The organism is Thiohalophilus sp. (genome assembly GCF_034522235.1).
Classification (GTDB): Bacteria; Pseudomonadota; Gammaproteobacteria; order UBA6429; family Thiohalophilaceae; genus Thiohalophilus.
The window spans coordinates 35,726-53,362 of sequence record NZ_JAXHLN010000003.1 but is presented as its reverse complement, the minus strand read 5'-3'; the positions used below and the strand labels follow the sequence as shown (position 1 = coordinate 53,362).

Annotated in this window: 13 protein-coding genes; 10 read left to right on the top strand and 3 right to left on the bottom strand. The window is 56.7% G+C overall.

Annotation, left to right across the window (positions count from 1 at the left end; all coding sequences use genetic code 11):
* Nucleotides 1–5 precede the first annotated feature (5 nt).
* The 7 genes from U5J94_RS03095 to ubiT all read left to right on the top strand — a co-directional run bounded on the left by U5J94_RS03095 (nt 6) and on the right by ubiT (nt 10,604).
* A complete protein-coding gene (locus U5J94_RS03095; protein WP_322564171.1) occupies nt 6–851 on the top strand; it encodes an endonuclease/exonuclease/phosphatase family protein in 846 nt (281 codons plus the stop codon).
* Nucleotides 852–853: 2 nt separating this feature from the next.
* Entirely contained in the window at nt 854–2,593 is a 1,740-nt protein-coding gene (locus U5J94_RS03090) for a diguanylate cyclase (RefSeq protein WP_322564170.1), read from the top strand.
* Between the two features lie 691 nt (nt 2,594–3,284).
* Nucleotides 3,285–4,994 (top strand): lysophospholipid acyltransferase family protein, encoded by a 1,710-nt coding sequence (locus U5J94_RS03085; RefSeq protein ID WP_322564169.1) that lies wholly within the window; start codon nt 3,285–3,287, stop codon nt 4,992–4,994.
* Nucleotides 4,958–5,107: a hypothetical protein gene (locus U5J94_RS03080; protein ID WP_322564168.1), complete on the top strand. Its 150-nt coding sequence runs from the start codon at nt 4,958–4,960 to the stop codon at nt 5,105–5,107. Before U5J94_RS03085 ends, U5J94_RS03080 begins: the two co-directional genes overlap by 37 nt.
* Before the next feature lie 157 nt (nt 5,108–5,264).
* Complete coding sequence (gene nifJ, locus U5J94_RS03075; protein WP_322564167.1) at nt 5,265–8,903, top strand: pyruvate:ferredoxin (flavodoxin) oxidoreductase; 3,639 nt, start codon at nt 5,265–5,267, stop codon at nt 8,901–8,903.
* A complete protein-coding gene (locus U5J94_RS03070; protein ID WP_322564166.1) occupies nt 8,904–9,917 on the top strand; it encodes a dihydroorotate dehydrogenase-like protein in 1,014 nt (337 codons plus the stop codon). It begins immediately after the preceding gene.
* 198 nt (nt 9,918–10,115) lie between these two features.
* Nucleotides 10,116–10,604 (top strand): ubiquinone anaerobic biosynthesis accessory factor UbiT, encoded by a 489-nt coding sequence (gene ubiT, locus U5J94_RS03065; protein ID WP_322564165.1) that lies wholly within the window; start codon nt 10,116–10,118, stop codon nt 10,602–10,604.
* A 337-nt stretch (nt 10,605–10,941) separates the two neighbouring features.
* Here the strand turns inward: ubiT and ubiV are convergent, their stop codons facing one another.
* The 3 genes from ubiV to U5J94_RS03050 are packed head-to-tail and all read right to left on the bottom strand — an operon-like array spanning nt 10,942 to nt 13,807.
* Nucleotides 10,942–11,865: a ubiquinone anaerobic biosynthesis protein UbiV gene (gene ubiV, locus U5J94_RS03060; protein ID WP_322564164.1), complete on the bottom strand. Its 924-nt coding sequence runs from the start codon at nt 11,863–11,865 to the stop codon at nt 10,942–10,944.
* The gene (ubiU, locus tag U5J94_RS03055; RefSeq protein ID WP_416224015.1) at nt 11,856–12,878 is read right to left on the bottom strand and encodes a ubiquinone anaerobic biosynthesis protein UbiU; all 1,023 of its coding nucleotides are present in this window, start codon (nt 12,876–12,878) and stop codon (nt 11,856–11,858) included. The genes ubiV and ubiU overlap by 10 nt, the downstream gene beginning before the upstream one ends.
* Complete coding sequence (locus tag U5J94_RS03050; protein ID WP_322564163.1) at nt 12,875–13,807, bottom strand: TIGR01212 family radical SAM protein; 933 nt, start codon at nt 13,805–13,807, stop codon at nt 12,875–12,877. The genes ubiU and U5J94_RS03050 overlap by 4 nt, the downstream gene beginning before the upstream one ends.
* 141 nt (nt 13,808–13,948) lie before the next feature.
* Between U5J94_RS03050 and U5J94_RS03045 the strand changes: the two genes are divergently transcribed.
* The 3 genes from U5J94_RS03045 (at nt 13,949) to U5J94_RS03035 (ending at nt 17,636) form a co-directional block, all read left to right on the top strand.
* A complete protein-coding gene (locus U5J94_RS03045; protein ID WP_322564162.1) occupies nt 13,949–14,578 on the top strand; it encodes a TatD family nuclease-associated radical SAM protein in 630 nt (209 codons plus the stop codon).
* A gap of 78 nt (nt 14,579–14,656) precedes the next feature.
* On the top strand, nt 14,657–15,634 hold the full coding sequence (locus U5J94_RS03040) for an omptin family outer membrane protease (protein WP_322564161.1): 978 nt from the start codon (nt 14,657–14,659) through the stop codon (nt 15,632–15,634).
* Between the two features lie 106 nt (nt 15,635–15,740).
* Nucleotides 15,741–17,636: a TonB-dependent receptor plug domain-containing protein gene (locus U5J94_RS03035; RefSeq protein ID WP_322564160.1), complete on the top strand. Its 1,896-nt coding sequence runs from the start codon at nt 15,741–15,743 to the stop codon at nt 17,634–17,636.
* The last annotated feature ends 1 nt before the right edge of the window (nt 17,637 follow it).

Here is a 17,637-nt window from a genome sequence, read left to right as displayed (position 1 = left end):
TGACGATGATGTCGCAACAGACCGCTACCGACGACAGGGCACAAACGCTGAAAATACTCAGCTACAACGTCCAGGTCGGGATCAAGACCAGTCGTCCGTATCAATACCTCACCGGCAGCTGGCGGCATGTCCTGCCCTGTGCCCGGCGTCTCGGCAATCTGGACCTGGCGGCGGAGATGATGAAGGAATATGACATCGTAGGTGTCCAGGAAGTCGATGCCGGCAGTCTGCGCAGTAACTTCATTAATCTGACCGAATATCTGGCGGAGCGGGGTGAATTTCCTTACTGGCATCATCAGGTAAACCGTAAATTTGGTCGTATCGCGCAGCACAGTAACGGTTTGTTGAGCCATTTTCATCCTGCCGAGATACAGGACCTGCGTCTACCGGGCCTGATCCCCGGTCGCCAGGCCATACTTGCCCGTTACGATGCCGGCGAAGATACGCTGGCGGTCATCGTTGTGCATCTGGCCCTGAGTCGACGGGCCAGACTGCTGCAAATGGATTATCTCGCCGATGTGGTGAACAGTTTTCCGCATGCGATCGTGATGGGGGACATGAACTGTCGGCATGACAGTCGCGAGATGCAGCACCTGATCACACGCACCCGCCTGCATGAGCCGATCGAGGGTGTGCACACCTTTCCCAGCTGGCGCCCGCAACATAATATCGATCATATCCTGGCAACATCCGAATTAACCATCAACAAGTTTTGCGAACTCGAGAATTTCGGTTCCGATCATCTGCCGTTAATGATGGAAGTCAGACTGCCGCCGGGCATGCAGTTTCACCGCTACCAGCGCAACAAGTCACAAACCCTGAATGACTATCTGCAGAATCTGGATGGCTGAGTATGGCGAACGAGACCGGTAAAAGCAGCCGTGAGGCCGATCACTGGAAGAAAAAATATTACGACAGCCTGGATGAGCTGGACGAACGGCAACGCGAATGGGCGCAGCTGGAAAAACAGCTGAGACTACTGGTCTCCCGTCTTAGCCTGATTGCCGAAACCGACGACGCCCAGTTGGGCAAGCAACTCGAGAAGCTGCGTGGCCAGATCCGTGACAGCAGTGATTTGTCTCGCCTGGAATCGCTGTTCAGCGACATCAATACAGCAATCGGCCGCCTGCCGGAACGCACAGGTAATAAAGAGGGACAATCAAATCCGGCCCACGCCTTGCAACTGCTTCTGGATGAACTGCCGATTCCGGAGGATCTGGCCCGCCAGGAAAAATATGTCAGAAAAAAACTGGCGCGTGTCGCGGGCGTCAGCGAGCTGTCCGATGCGGTCAAAATCCTGGCAGAATTGTTGAGCCTGACGATTGAACAAGGCCTGCCGCCCGGTGCCGCACAGTCAAAAGGTTCCGCAGAAGCAAAAGAAGACAGAACAGGTCTTTTGAGTTCACTGTTTCGTCGTGGTGCCAGGGAAAAGACTGATACCGCCGATGCGCCGCAAAGGCAGCAACCTGTATCGATTGAAGTCGACTCGGGTCAGCCGGAAGCTGATGTGACAAAGTCAGAAATAGTGACCGATGACGAAGGGATTGCCTGCGCCCTGGCCGGGGAAATTCTGATTCAATTGCTCGAGCGCATCGATTTTTCCGACGATCTGGCGGTGGAGTCGGAACTGGTACGTAAAAAACTCGAGCCCTGTGAAGACGTGGCGACATTAACCCGGGGCCTGGATGATACCGTCAAACTGATCGCCGATCTGCAATCACGGGTAAGGTCGGAAAAACAGGATCTGGAAAACTTCCTGCTGCAACTGACCGATCGACTGCAGGAGCTGGACAAGGACATACAGCAAACCGCACGCCTGCGGGATGCCGCGTTGAGTGAATCACGTGAAATGAACCAGATGGTCAATTCGCAAGTCAGTTCGATCGAGCAGACCGTGGACGAGGCGCTGGATCTCGATTCATTAAAAACCGCGATCCAGTCGCGGGTGGTGATTATCCGAAATCATGTGGATCGTTTTCTCGAGCAGGAAGAAGGTCGCGGTGGTGAATCACATGAAATTATCCAGCGCCTGGAAAACCAGTTACGGGCGACGGAAGCCGAGTCGGACAAACTGCGCCAGCAGGTGAAAAAAGCCCAGAACAAGGCCGAAACGGACGCGTTAACCGGCATTCCCAATCGCATGGCCTACGACCGGCGACTGGAGGAGGAAATCGCACGGCATCGGCGCTATAACACCGATTTTGTGCTGATGTTGTGGGATATCGACCATTTCAAGGAAATCAACGATACCTACGGGCATGCTGCCGGTGACAAGGTTCTGAAGGTGATTGCCGGTGTGATGCAGCAACAGTTGCGCGAAACCGATTTTCTGGCCCGTTACGGCGGTGAAGAGTTTGCGATCATTCTGGTTGAATCGGATATCGCTGCCGCGAAAGTCGTGGGTGAAAAACTGCGCCAGGCGATCGAGGCGCTGGAATTTCACTTTCGCGGGAGTCGTGTCCTGGTTACCGCGTCCTGTGGCCTTGCCCGGGCCGAAGAGGGGGATGCTGAACAGCTGTTCGAACGGGCCGACAATGCACTTTACAGTGCCAAGGATAAGGGGCGAAACCGGATTGAAAGTGCCGAAGCCTGAGTTCGAGTTATTAACCAGTTCGAGCCAGGACAAGATCACCAGCTAGTCGCGCAGGTCATACTGGCAATAGCAAGTGTAACACCACTTTGGCTCTGCCCTGGTATATGGCGGCAGCCATCCTAGTTCAGGCTCTCTGGAAAATAACGCAGAGGACGCTGGCCCTTCGGGCAGTGCCGAGGGACGAGTAACGAGGTACGAGGATTAGCTTGTCATTCCGGCGAAAGCCGGAATCCATAAGAGAACCCAGGCTGAATCTACGGCTAAGGCCAGGCCGCTTTTTAGATTCTCTGGAAAATAACGCGGAGGACGCAGAGGGTCACTCCCGGCATCCTGCCTCCAGCGACACTTGTACATCCCTGTACATCGCGCAACAAAGGCGCGGAGAAACAATAATGATGTCCCAATGTGTATGGCATACATTTTAGATCCTCTGCGACTCCGCGTCTCTGCGTCCTCTGCGTTATAAATCCGTTATCTAAACAGGGTCCGCTTCCTCTCCAGCTTCGTCACTGTGGGTAAATGGTTGCGCAGGCTTCACCACAGTGGCTCACAGACTTCACCAGGGCAGGGCCGGTCCGGGAGTGTTCCGGGTTATCCTCTCCCTCGTTCATAAATCTGTCATCACACGTTCAATCAGCTTACATAATCGCAGTGCAGGCTTGATCCCGTTTGAATTGTTCAGGATCAGGCCATGGCAGTTGCAACGCTCAATAACAAACCCTGTAACCCTTTTTCACTCGACGAGGTTTTTGGCAAGCATGTACGTTATCGGCCGTTCCGGCTGATGAAAAATACGCTTGAGTCACTGTTCGGTTTGCGTGAACTGGCGCGGCGTTATGCCGATCTGGAACCCACCGCCGACCCGCAAGCATTTGTTCAGCAAGCGTTTGAGAACCTGGACATTGATTATGTCATCGAAGCGGGTCGGCTTGAGAATATCCCGCAAACCGGTCCGGCCATTGTGGTGGCCAATCACCCGTTCGGTGCCCTCGAAGGCATGTTACTGGTCGATCTGTTAAGCCAGCGGCGTGCGGATATCAAGATTATGGCCAATGGCCTGCTAAACCGGATCCCGGAGCTGGCACCGGTGTTTCTGGGTGTGAATCCTTATGGACACAAAGCGGCAACGCGACAGAATGTCACGGCGATGCGCGAAGCTAGCCGCTGGTTGAAACAGGGTGGTTTGCTGGTCATGTTTCCGGCCGGCGATGTAGCGTCACGACGTTGGGCAAATCTGTCGATCAGCGAAGGGCCCTGGGATGCGTCGGTGGCGCGTCTCGCCCGTCTGTGTGATGCCAGTGTGGTTCCAATCCAGTTCGCCGGACACAACAGTCACCTGTTTTGCCTGGCCGGGCTATTACCCCCGATATGCAAGACGCTGTTACTGCCACGCGAACTGCTTAATAAATCACACGGCACGGTAAGTTTACGCATCGGCAAGCCGTTCGATAAAAAAAGGCTGGTCGGATTCGAGAGGATGCCGGATCTGGCGGGGTATTTGCGTATGCGAACCTGTCTTTTGTCGCAAAGTGAAGGCGGAATTAACAGTGATCGGTCAATATTGGGGGATGATGCGCTGGCATCGATTCTGCCGCCGATGGATGCTGTGCAGCTTGAAAAGGAATTGAGCACGCTGCCACAAGAGCAGCGGCTGGATACCTCGGGTGAGTTACAGGTCTGGTATGCCAGGGCCGCGCAAATCCCCCTGTTATTACAGGAGATTGGTCGTCAGCGCGAGATCAGCTTCAGATCGGTGGGAGAGGGCACCGGCAAGAGTAGTGATATCGATCTGTATGACCGTTTTTATCTGCATTTGTTTGTCTGGGACAGCCGGCAGAAGCAGGTGGTCGGGGGCTATCGACTGGGGCTGGTTGATGAGATTTTGCGCAATTACGGGCGTCGTGGTTTGTATAGTCATTCACTGTTTCGCTACAGTCGCCATTTCCTGCAACAGATCAGTCCGGCTATGGAGCTGGGGCGTTCCTTCGTGCGACCCGAATACCAGCGCAATTTTTCACCATTGATGTTGTTATGGAAAGGGATAGGCCATTATGTGGCGAAAAATCCGCGGTATGCCAATCTGTTCGGCCCCGTCAGCATCAGTAATGATTACAGCGGAATGTCCCAGCGCCTGTTGATCCGGTTTTTGAAACAGAACCTGTTCGACGGGACACTGGGTCGACACGTGAAACCGCGTTATCCCTATCGAACCGCCTGGAAAGACGGCTGGAATACGATGTTGCGCGAAGATATCAGCGTGGATGAACTATCGACATTGATCGCCGAGATCGAGGAGGATGACAAGGGCGTACCGGTGCTGATTCGACAATATCTGAAGCTGGGGGGCGGTTGCTGGGCTTCAATGTGGATCCCCGGTTCCAGTACTGTGTCGATGGCCTGATTCGGGTGGACCTGCGCCAGGCCGATCCCAGGCTGTTGAAAAAATACCTGGGTGCGGAGGGAGCCGCCACGTTTCTGGCCTATCATGATGCGGATCAACAACAGGCGGGTTGAATAGCGTCTCCCGGGCATGCTTCGATCAGATGGAAGCCGTAGTGAGTGCGCCTCCGGGGGACCTGATACCCGGGTAATCGTATAAAGAAATAGACGCTGGTCCACAGGCGATCTATCTTTAACGGTGTCAGTCAGCCTTGAAGGGATCCCCTGTATCATGTCCGAACCCCGTACTTTGACTATCGACGGTAATCAGGCCGCCGCCACCGTCGCACACAAGCTCAATGAAGTCGTCGCCATTTATCCCATTACGCCGGCCTCGCCGATGGGCGAATGGGCGGACGAGTGGTCGTCGCGCGGCCAGGTCAATCTGTGGGGCACAGTACCCCATATCGTTGAGATGCAAAGTGAAGGCGGCGCCGCCGGCGCGATTCACGGCGCGTTGCAGGCCGGTGCCCTGACCACGACGTTCACCGCCTCGCAAGGGCTGTTGTTGATGATCCCCAACATGTACAAGATCGCCGGGGAGCTGACCCCGACGGTCTTTCATGTGGCCGCCCGTTCGCTGGCCTGTCAGGCCCTGTCGATCTTCGGCGATCACAGTGATGTGATGAGCGCGCGCATGACCGGTTTCGGCTTTCTGTGCGCCAACTCACCCCAGGAGGTCATGGATATGGCCCTGATCGCCCAGGCGGCCAGCCTGGAGGGACAGGTGCCGATGGTGCACTTCTTCGACGGTTTTCGCACCTCGCACGAGGTGGCCAAGCTGCAGGGCCTCGACGATGAGGTGCTGGCGGCGATGATCCGCCCCGAATGGGTGCAGCGACACCGCAATAATGCCCTCTCGCCCGAACACCCCGTGTTGCGCGGCAGCTCGCAGAACCCGGACGTCTATTTTCAGGCGCGGGAAACCGTCAACCCCTTTTATGAAAAACTGCCCGGTATTGTGCAGCAGGCGATGGACCGCTTTGCCGAACAGACCGGTCGCCAGTATCGGCTGTTCGATTATGTCGGCAGCGAGGAGGCCGAGCGGGTCATGATCCTGATGGGCTCGGGCGCCGAGGCGGCCCAGGAAACGGTGGCGTATCTCAATCATCAGGGTGAAAAAGTCGGATTGCTCAAGGTCCGGCTCTATCGGCCTTTTGAGGCCGACGCCCTGATTCACGCGCTGCCGACAAGTGTTAAAAAAATCGCGGTGCTGGATCGCACCAAGGAACCGGGTGCCGACGGTGAGCCCCTGTACAAGGATGTGGTCACGGCGCTGGCCCAGCATTACTGCAGCGGCGAATGCCGGTTTGACGGAATGCCGACCGTGATTGGCGGCCGTTACGGGCTTTCTTCCAAGGAGTTCACGCCGGGGATGATCAAGGCGGTGTTCGACGAGCTGCGCGGGGATAAACCGAAAAATCACTTTACCATCGGAATTCACGACGATGTCACGCATACCAGCCTGGAATGGGATCCGGCTTTTCGTACCGACGCCCATGCACAGACATTCCAGGCCATGTTCTACGGACTGGGCAGCGACGGGACGGTCAGTGCCAACAAGAACAGCATCAAGATCATCGGTGAATCGACCGACCTGTATGCCCAGGGCTATTTCGTCTATGACTCGAAAAAAGCCGGGGCGGTTACGGTATCGCATCTGCGTTTTGGTTCTCAGCCGATCCGCTCCACCTATCTGATCGGTGACAACGACGCCGATTTTGTTGCCTGCCATCAGCCGGTATTTCTCGAGCGTTTCAACATGCTCGACAAGGCAAAGCAAAACGCCGTGTTTCTGCTCAACTCGCCGGAGCCGGCTGACCGGGTATGGCAAAGCCTGCCACGTAAAATGCAGCAACAGATCATCGACAAACAGGTTCGTTTTTATACCGTCGACGCCTATGCCATTGCCGAGCAGGCGGGGATGGGCAAGCGTATCAATACCGTCATGCAGACCTGTTTTTTCGCCATCTCCGGTATCCTGCCGCAGGAACAAGCTATCAAATCGATCAAGGATGCGGTGGAAAAGACCTATGGCAAAAAAGGCCGGCGGATTGTCGAGATTAATTTCAAGGCGATTGATGAAACGCTGGCGCGCCTGCATGAGGTGACTATTCCCGGCCAGGTGGATAGCGAGTTCGATGTCGCGCGGCCGGTACCGGCGAAGGCGCCCGACTTCGTGCAACAGGTGACCGGCGAGATTATTGCCGGCCACGGTGATGATGTGCCGGTCAGCCGGTTACCGGCCAATGGCAGTTATCCGCTGGGGACCGCGCGGTATGAAAAGCGCAACCTGGCGCTGGAGATCCCGGTTTGGGAGCCTGAGCTGTGTACCCAGTGCGGTAAGTGTCCGCTGGTCTGTCCGCATGCGGCGATCCGCAGCAAGATATTCAGTGAGACAGAACTGAAAAGCGCACCGTCAGATTTCAAGGCCCATTCGATGCTGGGCAAGGACTTTCCCGCAGGCATGATGATCAGCTATCAGGTGGCACCGGAGGATTGTACCGGTTGCGGCCTGTGCGTGGATATCTGTCCGATTCACGACAAATCCAACGCCAGTCGCAAGGCGCTGAACATGGCGCCGCAACCGCCGTTGCGTGAGCAGGAACGGGAGAACTTTGATTTCTTTCTGGAACTTCCGGAATATGATCGGCGCGAGCTGAAGGTGACCACGCTCAAGGGCTCCATGGTGATGGAGCCGCTGTTCGAGTTTTCCAGTGCCTGTGTCGGTTGCGGCGAGACGCCGTACCTGAAACTGGCCAGCCAGCTGTTTGGCGATCGCATGCTGGTGGCCAATGCCACCGGCTGCTCCTCCATCTACGGCGGCAACCTGCCCACCACACCGTGGTCCACCAACCGGGAAGGGCGCGGCCCGGCCTGGAACAACTCGCTGTTCGAGGACAACGCCGAATTTGGCCTGGGGATGCGCATTGCGGTCGACAAGCAGCGCGAGCAGGCGCGCGAATTGATTCAGGCATTGCGCGATCAGCTGGATAACGAACTGGTCGAGGCGATTTTAAACGCCGATCAGTCAAGCGAATCCGGCATTCATGATCAACGCCAGCGGGTCGCACAGTTGCGCGAGCAACTGGCAAAACTCAAGGATGCGCGGGCGCAGACCCTGCAGGAGCTTGCCGAAAATCTGATACGCAAGAGTGTCTGGATTATCGGTGGCGATGGCTGGGCCTACGACATCGGTTATGGCGGGCTGGATCACGTGCTGGCCACAGGCGCCGACGTGAATATCCTGGTGCTGGATACCGAGGTCTATTCCAACACCGGCGGCCAGACCTCCAAGGCGACACCGCGCGGCGCTGTCGCCAAGTTCTCCGCCGGCGGCAAACCGACCGGTAAAAAGGACCTGGCCTTGCTGGCCATGGATTATGAAAACGTGTATGTGGCGCATGTGGCCTACGGAGCCAAGGATGTCCAGACCCTGCGCGCGTTTCTCGAAGCCGAGGCCCACGCCGGTCCGTCGCTGATCATCGCCTATTCGCCCTGTATCGCCCACGGCGTGGATCTGTCCAATAACCATCGCCAGCAAAACCTGGCGGTCGACAGCGGTCACTGGCCCCTGTTCCGATTTGATCCGGCGCGCGCTACCCAGGGCAAGAACCCGCTGCATCTCGATTCCGGTGAACCGTCGATTCCCTACCGGGAATTTGTGCAAACCGAAACCCGCTTCAGCATGTTGTGGCATACCCATCCGCAGGACGCCGAGCGGTTCCTGGCCGAGGCCCAGCAGGAGGTGCAACATCGCTACCATTATTACAAGCAGCTGTCCGAGCTGGAGTGGGACGGGGCAACCCGGGTTTCGGCCGTCAAGGCAAAGCTGAAACAGGATAACAACAAATCGACGGAGGACGCGTAGATGGTGGATATGACGACCGAGTATCTTGGCCTGAAGCTCGCCAACCCGCTGGTGCCTTCATCCTCGCCACTGACCGGTGATCGTGATTCGGTGATGCGATTGCGCGAGGCCGGTGCCCCGGCGATTGTTCTGCCATCGTTGTTTGAGGAAAAAATCGATCAGGAAGAACAGGAACTGGATCGTTTTATTCATCACCAGTCGATCGGCTTTGGTGAGATGGAAAGTTTTCATCCGGTACCGGATGACTTCAAGACCTGCCAGGACGAGTACCTGGAGTACCTGCAGAGGATAAAACAGGAACTGGATATCCCCGTCATTGCCAGCCTTAACGGTACCACCGCCGGCGGCTGGCTGGAATACGGGCAACAGTTGCAACAGGCCGGCGCCGATGCGCTGGAGCTGAACGTCTATTATATCGCCGGCAATGGCGAGGAAAGCGGTAATGACGTGGAGCAGCGTTATATCGATCTGCTGGAATCGTTGCAACAACACGTTACGATTCCGATTACTCTGAAACTTTCCCCCCAGTTCAGCTCGCCGGTCCATTTTATCAGTCGCCTGGAACAGGCCGGGGCGGCCGGGGTGGCGCTGTTTAACCGCTTTTATCTGCCGGACATCGATCCGGAGCAACTGATGGTCGAGCCGGCATTGCAACTGTCCATGCCGTATGAGTCGTTAATGCGAATCCGCTGGGCGGCCCTGTTGCATGGACGGGTTAACCTGTCGCTGGCGATGACCGGCGGTTTTCATAACGCACGCGATGGCATCAAGGCGTTGCTGGCAGGAGCCGACGTGGTGCATTTATGCAGTGTGCTGTTACAGCAAGGGCCGGAGTATCTGTCCGTGATTCTGGGCGAAATGCATCACTGGCTGGAAGAATACGAGTACGACTCGGTCAGCCAGATCAAGGGCAGCATGAGTTACCATAACGCGCCCGATCCCGGTGCCTATGAGCGGGTTAATTATATTACCGTCCTGGATAACTATACCTCGCCCAGAGGTGTATTGCGCTGAGAGACAATACAGTCCGGGAATTAAATAAAAGTTTCCGACACCCGATCACCCCGCGCAGGATGGATCAAGTGGCAGGCCGGACACAGCAATGCGGTGTCCGGCAATCGGCTGTCCAGATTCATTTTCTTGATCAGGATCAATCGCCACCGTTACCGCGAACGCTAGGCTAGGCGTTTGTCTGTCCCCGGAGGGTGAGCCATGCCGATCCCGCTACAACCCCTGTCGCTGGCTTTTCGCCTCACGCCGGCCGCGCTGCAAACAGAACTACTTTCACGCCTGTTCAATCATTTACTCCGGGGACAGACGATTGCCGGACAACTCGAAGCGCTTGAGGGCAAGCGGCTGGCTATCGAGATCACCGACAGCGCCACGCTACTGAATTTTACCCTCCGGCGCGGACGCCTCTATCGCACCGGCAATGTCGGCCGGGAGGACCGGGATGTCTGCATCCGCGGAAGGCTGGAACATTTCTGGCAACTGGCCGCCCGCCAGGAAGATCCCGATACCCTGTTTTTCAACCGGCAACTGGAGATCGAGGGGGAGACCGAAACCGGTCTTTACATCAAGAACCTGCTGGACAGTCTCGACTATGACTGGGAGGCCCATTTTCAGGCGGTGCTGGGCAAGCGTCTTGCCAAACTGCCATTGGCCGTTTGGCAGGGCCGAAGGCCGAGGATAAGATCCTGAAAGCCTTACCACGAAGACACCAAGGCACAAAGTCTGTTATCAATGATTTCTTCGTGTCCTGGTGTCTTCGTGGTGAATAATTTCCTCGTCCCTGTTTGAAGTGAGTAGGCCGGACTGAGCGCAGCGGTGTCCGGCAATCCGCAGGGTGCCCGATACCGCTGCGCTAAATCGGGCCTACATGCTCGCCAAACTGCCGTTGGCAGTTTGGCAGGTCCGAGGGACGAGGACAAGATCCTGAAAGCCTTACCACGAAGACACCAAGGCACAAAGTCTGTTATTAATGACTTCTTCGTGTCCGGGTGTCTTCGTGGTGAATAATTTCCTACGCTCACTCAGCTCACTCAGTCACTCCTGGCCCGAAGGGCTGAGGCTGTTCGATCCATCGCATGCCGGGGCTGTCGTGCCAGTAGCCGTTGGCCGGGGCGCCGCAGGTCAGTGTGTTAATCCGGTGTTCGGCTTCATGGGGATCGAGCCTGTTTTGCAGCACCCGGGAGTAGAGGGCGACGATCTCTTGCATGTGTTGTGACTGGGGCGAGAGTCGCAGGACATCGGTTTGCAGTTCACGCAGGGCCGGGATCGCCCGCACCAGGTTGCAGGTGGTGGCGGACTGGGTCTGGATGCCGTTAATAACCAGAAAGGCCTCCTGCTCCCGGGTGTTCATAGCCAGCCCGTCGGGATACTCACCGCAGCGCAGCTGACAGTGATCCTTGGGCAGGTGGCAGGCGCGGGCGGTGAAGCAGCGCGCCGAAAATGCCAGTGGCAGGCGTCCGAAGACAAAGACCTCGGTCTCCATCTGCCGTGGTTTGTTGAGCTGCATCTGTCGCAGGGTCTGTTGTGATAACTCCACCGGCATCACCCAGCGGGTTGCGCCCAGTTGGTGGTGGAGCGAGAGCGAGGCAGGATTGTAGATGTTGAGATGCGGGCCGGCGATATAATGTTGTCCCTTGAGTTGCTGCACGGCCGCCATGTCGTTGGCTTCGACGGGAAACTCGCCGTTGTGCACAATACGGCGCAAGCCGGCCAGTTCCGACTCGGCCTCGATCAGCGCGAGGGTGGAAAGGATCACCTCTTTGCCGGCATCGCGCAGCTGGCGGGCGATGCGCAGCCAGTCATTCAGCCGCAGCTCGCGCCGCTTGGCACAGACCGTTTCACCAAGATAGACAATATCCACCGGCCAGTCGGCAACCTGGCGATAGAAGGCCTCGACCCGTTCGCGGGGCCAGAAATAGAGCAGAGGGCCAAGCGCGAGTTTCATTGCCATTGCCGATCCAGCGCGCCGAGGGTATGCGTGCTGCCTTCGGCCAGTTTATCCAGTTGTTGCACCCATTCGTCGCGAACGCGATAGGACTCGGGATCCTGTTGCGCGGCGTCCAGCGCCTGGCGCAGAACGCTGACGACCTGGGCGACATAGGCCGGACTGCGCTGGCGCCCCTCGATCTTGATGGCACTGACGCCACTGCGAACCAGCTGCGGCAGAATATCGAGCACCGACAGACTGGTCGGTTCCTCGATGGCGTAACCCAGTTCATCGTTGACCTCAAAACGACCCTTGCACAGCACGGGATACCCGGCACTCTCGCCGGATTGATAACGGTCGATCAATACGCCATTGAGCCGCACCTCGCGGCCCTGTGGTGTCTCATGCCACTGCACGGACCTCGCCGGCGAGCAGGCGCCACAGGTGTTCGGTGATTCGCCGGTCACGTAGGAGGAAAGATAACAACGCCCCTCGGCCATGACACACAGCGAGCCGAAGGCAAAGGTTTCGATCTCCACATCGGTCTGTTCGATGATGCGTTTGACCTGGCTGAATGACAGCACCCGCGGCAGAACGACCCGCTGAATAGCGAACTCATCCCGATAAAAAGCAATTGCCTCATGCGTGGTGGCCGAGCCCTGCACCGACAGGTGCAGACGCAGATCGGGATGCTGTTGCCGGGCATAGTGCAGCAGGCCGGTATCGGCGATGATCAGGGCATCCACCCCCAGTTCCGCCGCCTGATCGACGGCCCGGGTCCAGTTGGACCAGCTCGCGGGCTGGGGATAGGTGTTGAGTGCCAGCATGATCTTGCAACCGTGGCGGTGCGCGTATGCGACCGCATCGCCGGCGGTCGTATTATCAAAGTTCAGACCGGGAAAGTTGCGCGCGTTGGTGGCATCGCGAAAACCGAAATAGATTGCATCGGCGCCACTGTCGACCGCCTTGCGCAGGGCCGGGAAACTGCCTGCCGGTGCCACCAGTTCGATCCGATTCGTCATTGCCCGGTTCATCATGGCAGGGCCACCTGCGGGGAGTGCTGGCCCTGGCGAGTGCCGCGGCGCGCCAGTTCCTGCTCGATCCCGTTGAGGACTTTCCATTTCCAGTTGCACCACTCGGGCGCCAGCAGAATGTGGCTGGCGGCGGTCCCGGTCAGCCGATGGTAGACAATCTCGACCGGGGTCATTTCCACCAGATCGGCCACCGTCCCGATATAGGTCTGCAGGGACCAGGGCCGGTATTCATCGCGTCGCCATTGATTGGCCAACAGGGTGCCCTTGACCACATGCAGGGGATGCAACTTCAACCCATCGACACCTTCTTCCAGTACCCGGTGTAATGAGAGACGGGCATGTTCGGGATCCTCCCCCGGCAGGCCGAGAATCAGATGGGTGCAGACCGGCAGTCCCCGCTGGCGGGCGGCGCGCACCGCCGTTTGATATTCCGCAAAACCGTGGCCGCGGTTGACCCGTTGCAGGGAGTGATCGAAGGCCGATTGCAGGCCCAGCTCCAGCCAGATCTCGTAGCCTTGATCGTGATAGTCCTGTAACAGATCCAGCACCTTCTCGGGTGCGCAGTCCGGACGGGTGCCGATGGCCAGGCCGATGACATCGGGTTGTGACAGGGCCGTATCGTAACGCTGTTTCAGTACTGCCACATCATCGTAGGTGTTGGTATAGGCCTGAAAGTAGGCGAGAAATTTTTTTGCCCCGGTGCGTTTGGCGAGCACACGCCGACCACTTTCCAGTTGCGCGTTAACCGGATCGGGCTGCCGGCCGTTGGGACTGAAGGACACGTTATTGCAAAAGGTGCAGCCACCGCGACCCAGGGTACCGTCGCGATTGGGACAGGTAAAACCGGCATCGATGGCCAGCTTGTGGACCCGCTCGTGATAGCGGTTCAGCATCATCTGGCCGAAGGTATTGACGTATTCGCAGAGGGTCATGCCGGGCTCAAAACAACGGTTGTTTTAACAGAACCATGCAGGCTACTGGAGAAGCCGGAGAGCTCAATTGATCCAGGTCAACGAATGAAAACAGTGGACGGCTAAACTCGATGAATTGAGCGACAGAGGAGAGTGGGAACGATGCAGGGTACAAAACAGGTGCTGGAGCAGCCGCCACAGACACTGGCCTATCGCCTGCACGGGAATTGTTATCTGAACATTACCTGGCACTGCACACTGCGCTGCCGGTTTTGTCCCAAGTTCAACGGTAGCTGGGAGGTACAGGGATACGATCTCTGGTTGCAGAATGAGCCGGACGTCGACCAGATCCTGGCGGCGATTGGCGATCCCGCCGGCTATAACGAGATCGTTTTTTGTGGTTACGGCGAGCCGACCCTGCGCCTGGATGTTCTGCTGGCGGTCGCCGACGCCCTCAAACAGCAAGGAGCGAGAATTCGGGTTAATACAGACGGGCTGGCCAACCTGGTCCATGGTTGTGATGTGACGCCGCGCCTGGCACAGGTGGTGGATGCGGTGTCGATCTCCCTCAATGCCCACGACGAACAACTCTACGATTACCATTGTCGTCCCAAACGCCATGGCGCTTTCCTGGCTTTGCAGAACTTCGCCCGTCGTGCCCGTGAGCAAGGGATTGACGTGACTCTTACGGCCATCGAGGGGCTCGACGAGGTCAGCATCCCGGCGTGTGAGAAAATCGCCAGCGAGCTGGGGGTGCAGTTTCGTCCCCGTTACCTGGACCAGGTTGGCTGAATTTCGGCGACCTTGTTTTCCTGTTTTACCGATTCGGTTATTCTCCTTCCACGAACCACAGGAAGAAGGAATAACAGGATGTTTTTACAACCGTTTTCCATCCGTACCGGTGTCTTTTTGTTGGCCGGGCTTATCATTGTGCCGGCCCAGGCGCAATTGTTTGATGAGCGGGCAAACTGGGCCAGTCGCGACCGACAGGCCGAGGCGTATGTGAGTGCCGGCGTGGCGCAGGGCAAGGCCAACGAGCTGGTCTACGGGCAGCCTTCCAGCTGGCCGACGGATTACAAGCTGAGTCAGCTTATCTGGGAGACCCGCCAGTTGCCGATGCTGAGCGCCGGGGTCAGCGCCCGTTTCGGCCTGGTGACGCTCAACCTGCAGGGGCGCCTGGGGATCACTGCCGGTGACGCCGTGATGGACGATTATGACTGGGTCTATACCAACAGGGACTGGTCGCACTGGTCGCATCACGAGGATACCGATGTCACCGAGGCCTGGGCCTGGGATATCAGCCTGGATTTTGAACTGACTGGCAGTGAGTCCATGGAACTGGCCGGCGTGCTGGGTTACAAGCAGGAGCTGTGGGCCTGGGAAAGCTACGGGGGCAGCTATATCTATTCAAGCAGCGGCAATTTCCGGGACGACAGCGGCAGCTTTACACCCGGCCAGCCGGTGATCAGTTATGAGCAGCGCTTCAGGGTACCCTATATCGGACTCAGGTTCACCGGCGAAACCCTCAACTGGCGCTTTGGGGCCCGCTACCTTTACAGCAATCAGGTCGATGTCGCGGCCATCGATCATCATTATCTGCGCGATCTGATCTTCGAAGACAGCTTCAGTCCCGGCGAGATGAGCAGTTATGAGATCAGCATCGAATACCGCCTGAGCAGACAACTCGGCCTGCTGGCGCGCTATGACGTGCAGGATTATGCGGAGGTGCGCGGGGATACGCTCTACCGGGATTCGAATACCGGCGCCGTCACCGGTTATTGCACCAACTGCGCCGGAGCCGACAATCGTAGCGAGCTGGTGTCAGTCGGGTTAAGTTACCGTTTTTAAAGCCAAAATTCCGAAACCGTGGACCCTGTGGAAAATACTGGTACCATTAAGGGAAAACCCCAATCTGCCGATAACACTAAACAAATATTAAAAAAGAGTGTACAGGATGCATTTTCCCCGGGCCGGTAGCTTCCTGCCGATACTGTTTGTTTTGTTGCTGCTGTCACTGGAAGACACTCCTGTTTGGGCCGGGGAAGGCCTGTTCGAAGAGATGCCGGTGGTACTCTCCGCCACCCGCCTGCGCCAGTCGGTGCGCGATGCCCCCATTTCCATGACCGTCATCGATCGCCAGATGATCGAGGCCTCCGGTTTTACCGAAATTCCCGACCTCATGCGCCTGGTGCCCGGCTTCGTCGTTGATTACGATAGCGGCCATCTGCCGGTGACCGGCTATCACATGTTGCACGATCGCTATGTGCGTCATCAGCAGGTACTGATCGATGGGCGTTCGGTCTATACCCCGATTCTCGGCGGTGTGCCCTGGGTCGATCTGCCAATTACCCTGGATGATATCGAACGCATCGAGGTGGTCCGCGGTCCCAACGCGGCCAGTTACGGTTCCAATTCCTTTATGGGGGTGATCAATATTATTACCCGCGATTCGGCGCTGGATCGCGGCACCAGTGTCAAAACCAACATTGGCGATAATGGCCTGCGCGAGGGATTTTTGCGTTATGGCAACAATCTGGGGGATATGGATTATGTGTTTTCATTCGGTTATCGGGAAGATCACGGCTTCAAGAAGCGTCACGACAGTAAAGAAGTGAAAATGGTGACTTTCCGGGGCGATTACCAGGTCAATAACCGGGATTCATTAATATTTCAGATGGGTTATAACGGCGGAACACGCCAGGAAGATAATTCGATAAGACCGGATGAATATCCGGATTACGAGCGTCAGGTCAATTCCCAATATCAGCAAGTCCGCTGGATCAGAGCCCTGCCGGATTACGGGGAGTTGCGACTGCAGTACTATCGCACCGCCATCAATGAGGAAAAGGATTACATCACCAACGATCAGAACTATGACACCGAACGCCATGACCTTGAGTTACAGCATACCTTTAATGTCGGCGAGAAAGTCAGAGTGGCCTGGGGTGGCAGTTATCGTCGGGACCGGTCCGAGAGCGATTACTTTGTCATCGAACAGGCGCCGGAATATATCAATATCGGGCGCGTGTTTGCCAATATGGAATATCGTCACTCACGCAATCTGGTCATTAACGGCGGATTGATGATTGAAGATAACGATCTGGCCGGCGTGGATTACCTGCCCCGGCTGGGTATCAATTATCACCTTTCTCCACGCGATACGGTACGGGCCAGCGTCTCGCGTGCCACGCGCGAGCCGGTGCTGACCGAGGAGTATCCCTATCTTGATGACATATTACCCGGTGGCTTTTACTGGGAAAACGATGTCGAGCCGGAATACATTACCGCTTATGAGCTCGGTTATCTGACAGAAACCAGAGACGGGGCAATCAATGCTGATTTAAAGCTGTTCTATGAGGATGTCACTGATCTGATTCTATACGATGATAGCGCCCCGGACGGTACCTATTGGTTTAACAACTTTGACGATGTTGCTATAAAAGGACTTGAAGCTCAGATTACGCTGCGGCCATCAGACCGCGCCCGGGTTCATATTGCTTTTTCCCGAACAAGTATTGATTCCACGAATGTTGCCAAGGCGAGTGCCTATGACCGCGCGGCGCCGCGTAATTCCCTGAGTATTCTGGGAATGTGGCAATTCAAAAACAACTATTCCGGAAGCCTCGGGTTTTACAAAAAAGACGGGCACAAGAATCTCGCGGTCGAAAATGATACGTATAAACCCTACAAACGGGTAGATATGCGGCTGGCGAAAAAATTCGGGGCCCGTTCCCGTCAGCAGGAACTGGCAGTGGTAGTCCAAAATGTGTTTGACGAGGTGCAGGAAAGCCGGCTGCATAACTTTCCCGAGCGACGTTTTTATGTTTCTTATAAACTGGATTTTGAATAAT

What these genes read in the sequence shown, in the direction of transcription:
- U5J94_RS03095 (WP_322564171.1), top strand. Translation starts at nt 6, where the DNA reads ATGATGTCGCAACAGACCGCTACCGACGACAGGGCACAAACGCTGAAA.
- U5J94_RS03090 (WP_322564170.1), top strand. Translation starts at nt 854, where the DNA reads ATGGCGAACGAGACCGGTAAAAGCAGCCGTGAGGCCGATCACTGGAAG.
- U5J94_RS03085 (WP_322564169.1), top strand. Translation starts at nt 3,285, where the DNA reads ATGGCAGTTGCAACGCTCAATAACAAACCCTGTAACCCTTTTTCACTC.
- nifJ (WP_322564167.1), top strand. Translation starts at nt 5,265, where the DNA reads ATGTCCGAACCCCGTACTTTGACTATCGACGGTAATCAGGCCGCCGCC.
- U5J94_RS03070 (WP_322564166.1), top strand. Translation starts at nt 8,904, where the DNA reads ATGGTGGATATGACGACCGAGTATCTTGGCCTGAAGCTCGCCAACCCG.
- ubiT (WP_322564165.1), top strand. Translation starts at nt 10,116, where the DNA reads ATGCCGATCCCGCTACAACCCCTGTCGCTGGCTTTTCGCCTCACGCCG.
- ubiV (WP_322564164.1), bottom strand. Translation starts at nt 11,865, where the DNA reads ATGGCAATGAAACTCGCGCTTGGCCCTCTGCTCTATTTCTGGCCCCGC.
- ubiU (WP_416224015.1), bottom strand. Translation starts at nt 12,878, where the DNA reads ATGATGAACCGGGCAATGACGAATCGGATCGAACTGGTGGCACCGGCA.
- U5J94_RS03050 (WP_322564163.1), bottom strand. Translation starts at nt 13,807, where the DNA reads ATGACCCTCTGCGAATACGTCAATACCTTCGGCCAGATGATGCTGAAC.
- U5J94_RS03045 (WP_322564162.1), top strand. Translation starts at nt 13,949, where the DNA reads ATGCAGGGTACAAAACAGGTGCTGGAGCAGCCGCCACAGACACTGGCC.
- U5J94_RS03040 (WP_322564161.1), top strand. Translation starts at nt 14,657, where the DNA reads ATGTTTTTACAACCGTTTTCCATCCGTACCGGTGTCTTTTTGTTGGCC.
- U5J94_RS03035 (WP_322564160.1), top strand. Translation starts at nt 15,741, where the DNA reads ATGCATTTTCCCCGGGCCGGTAGCTTCCTGCCGATACTGTTTGTTTTG.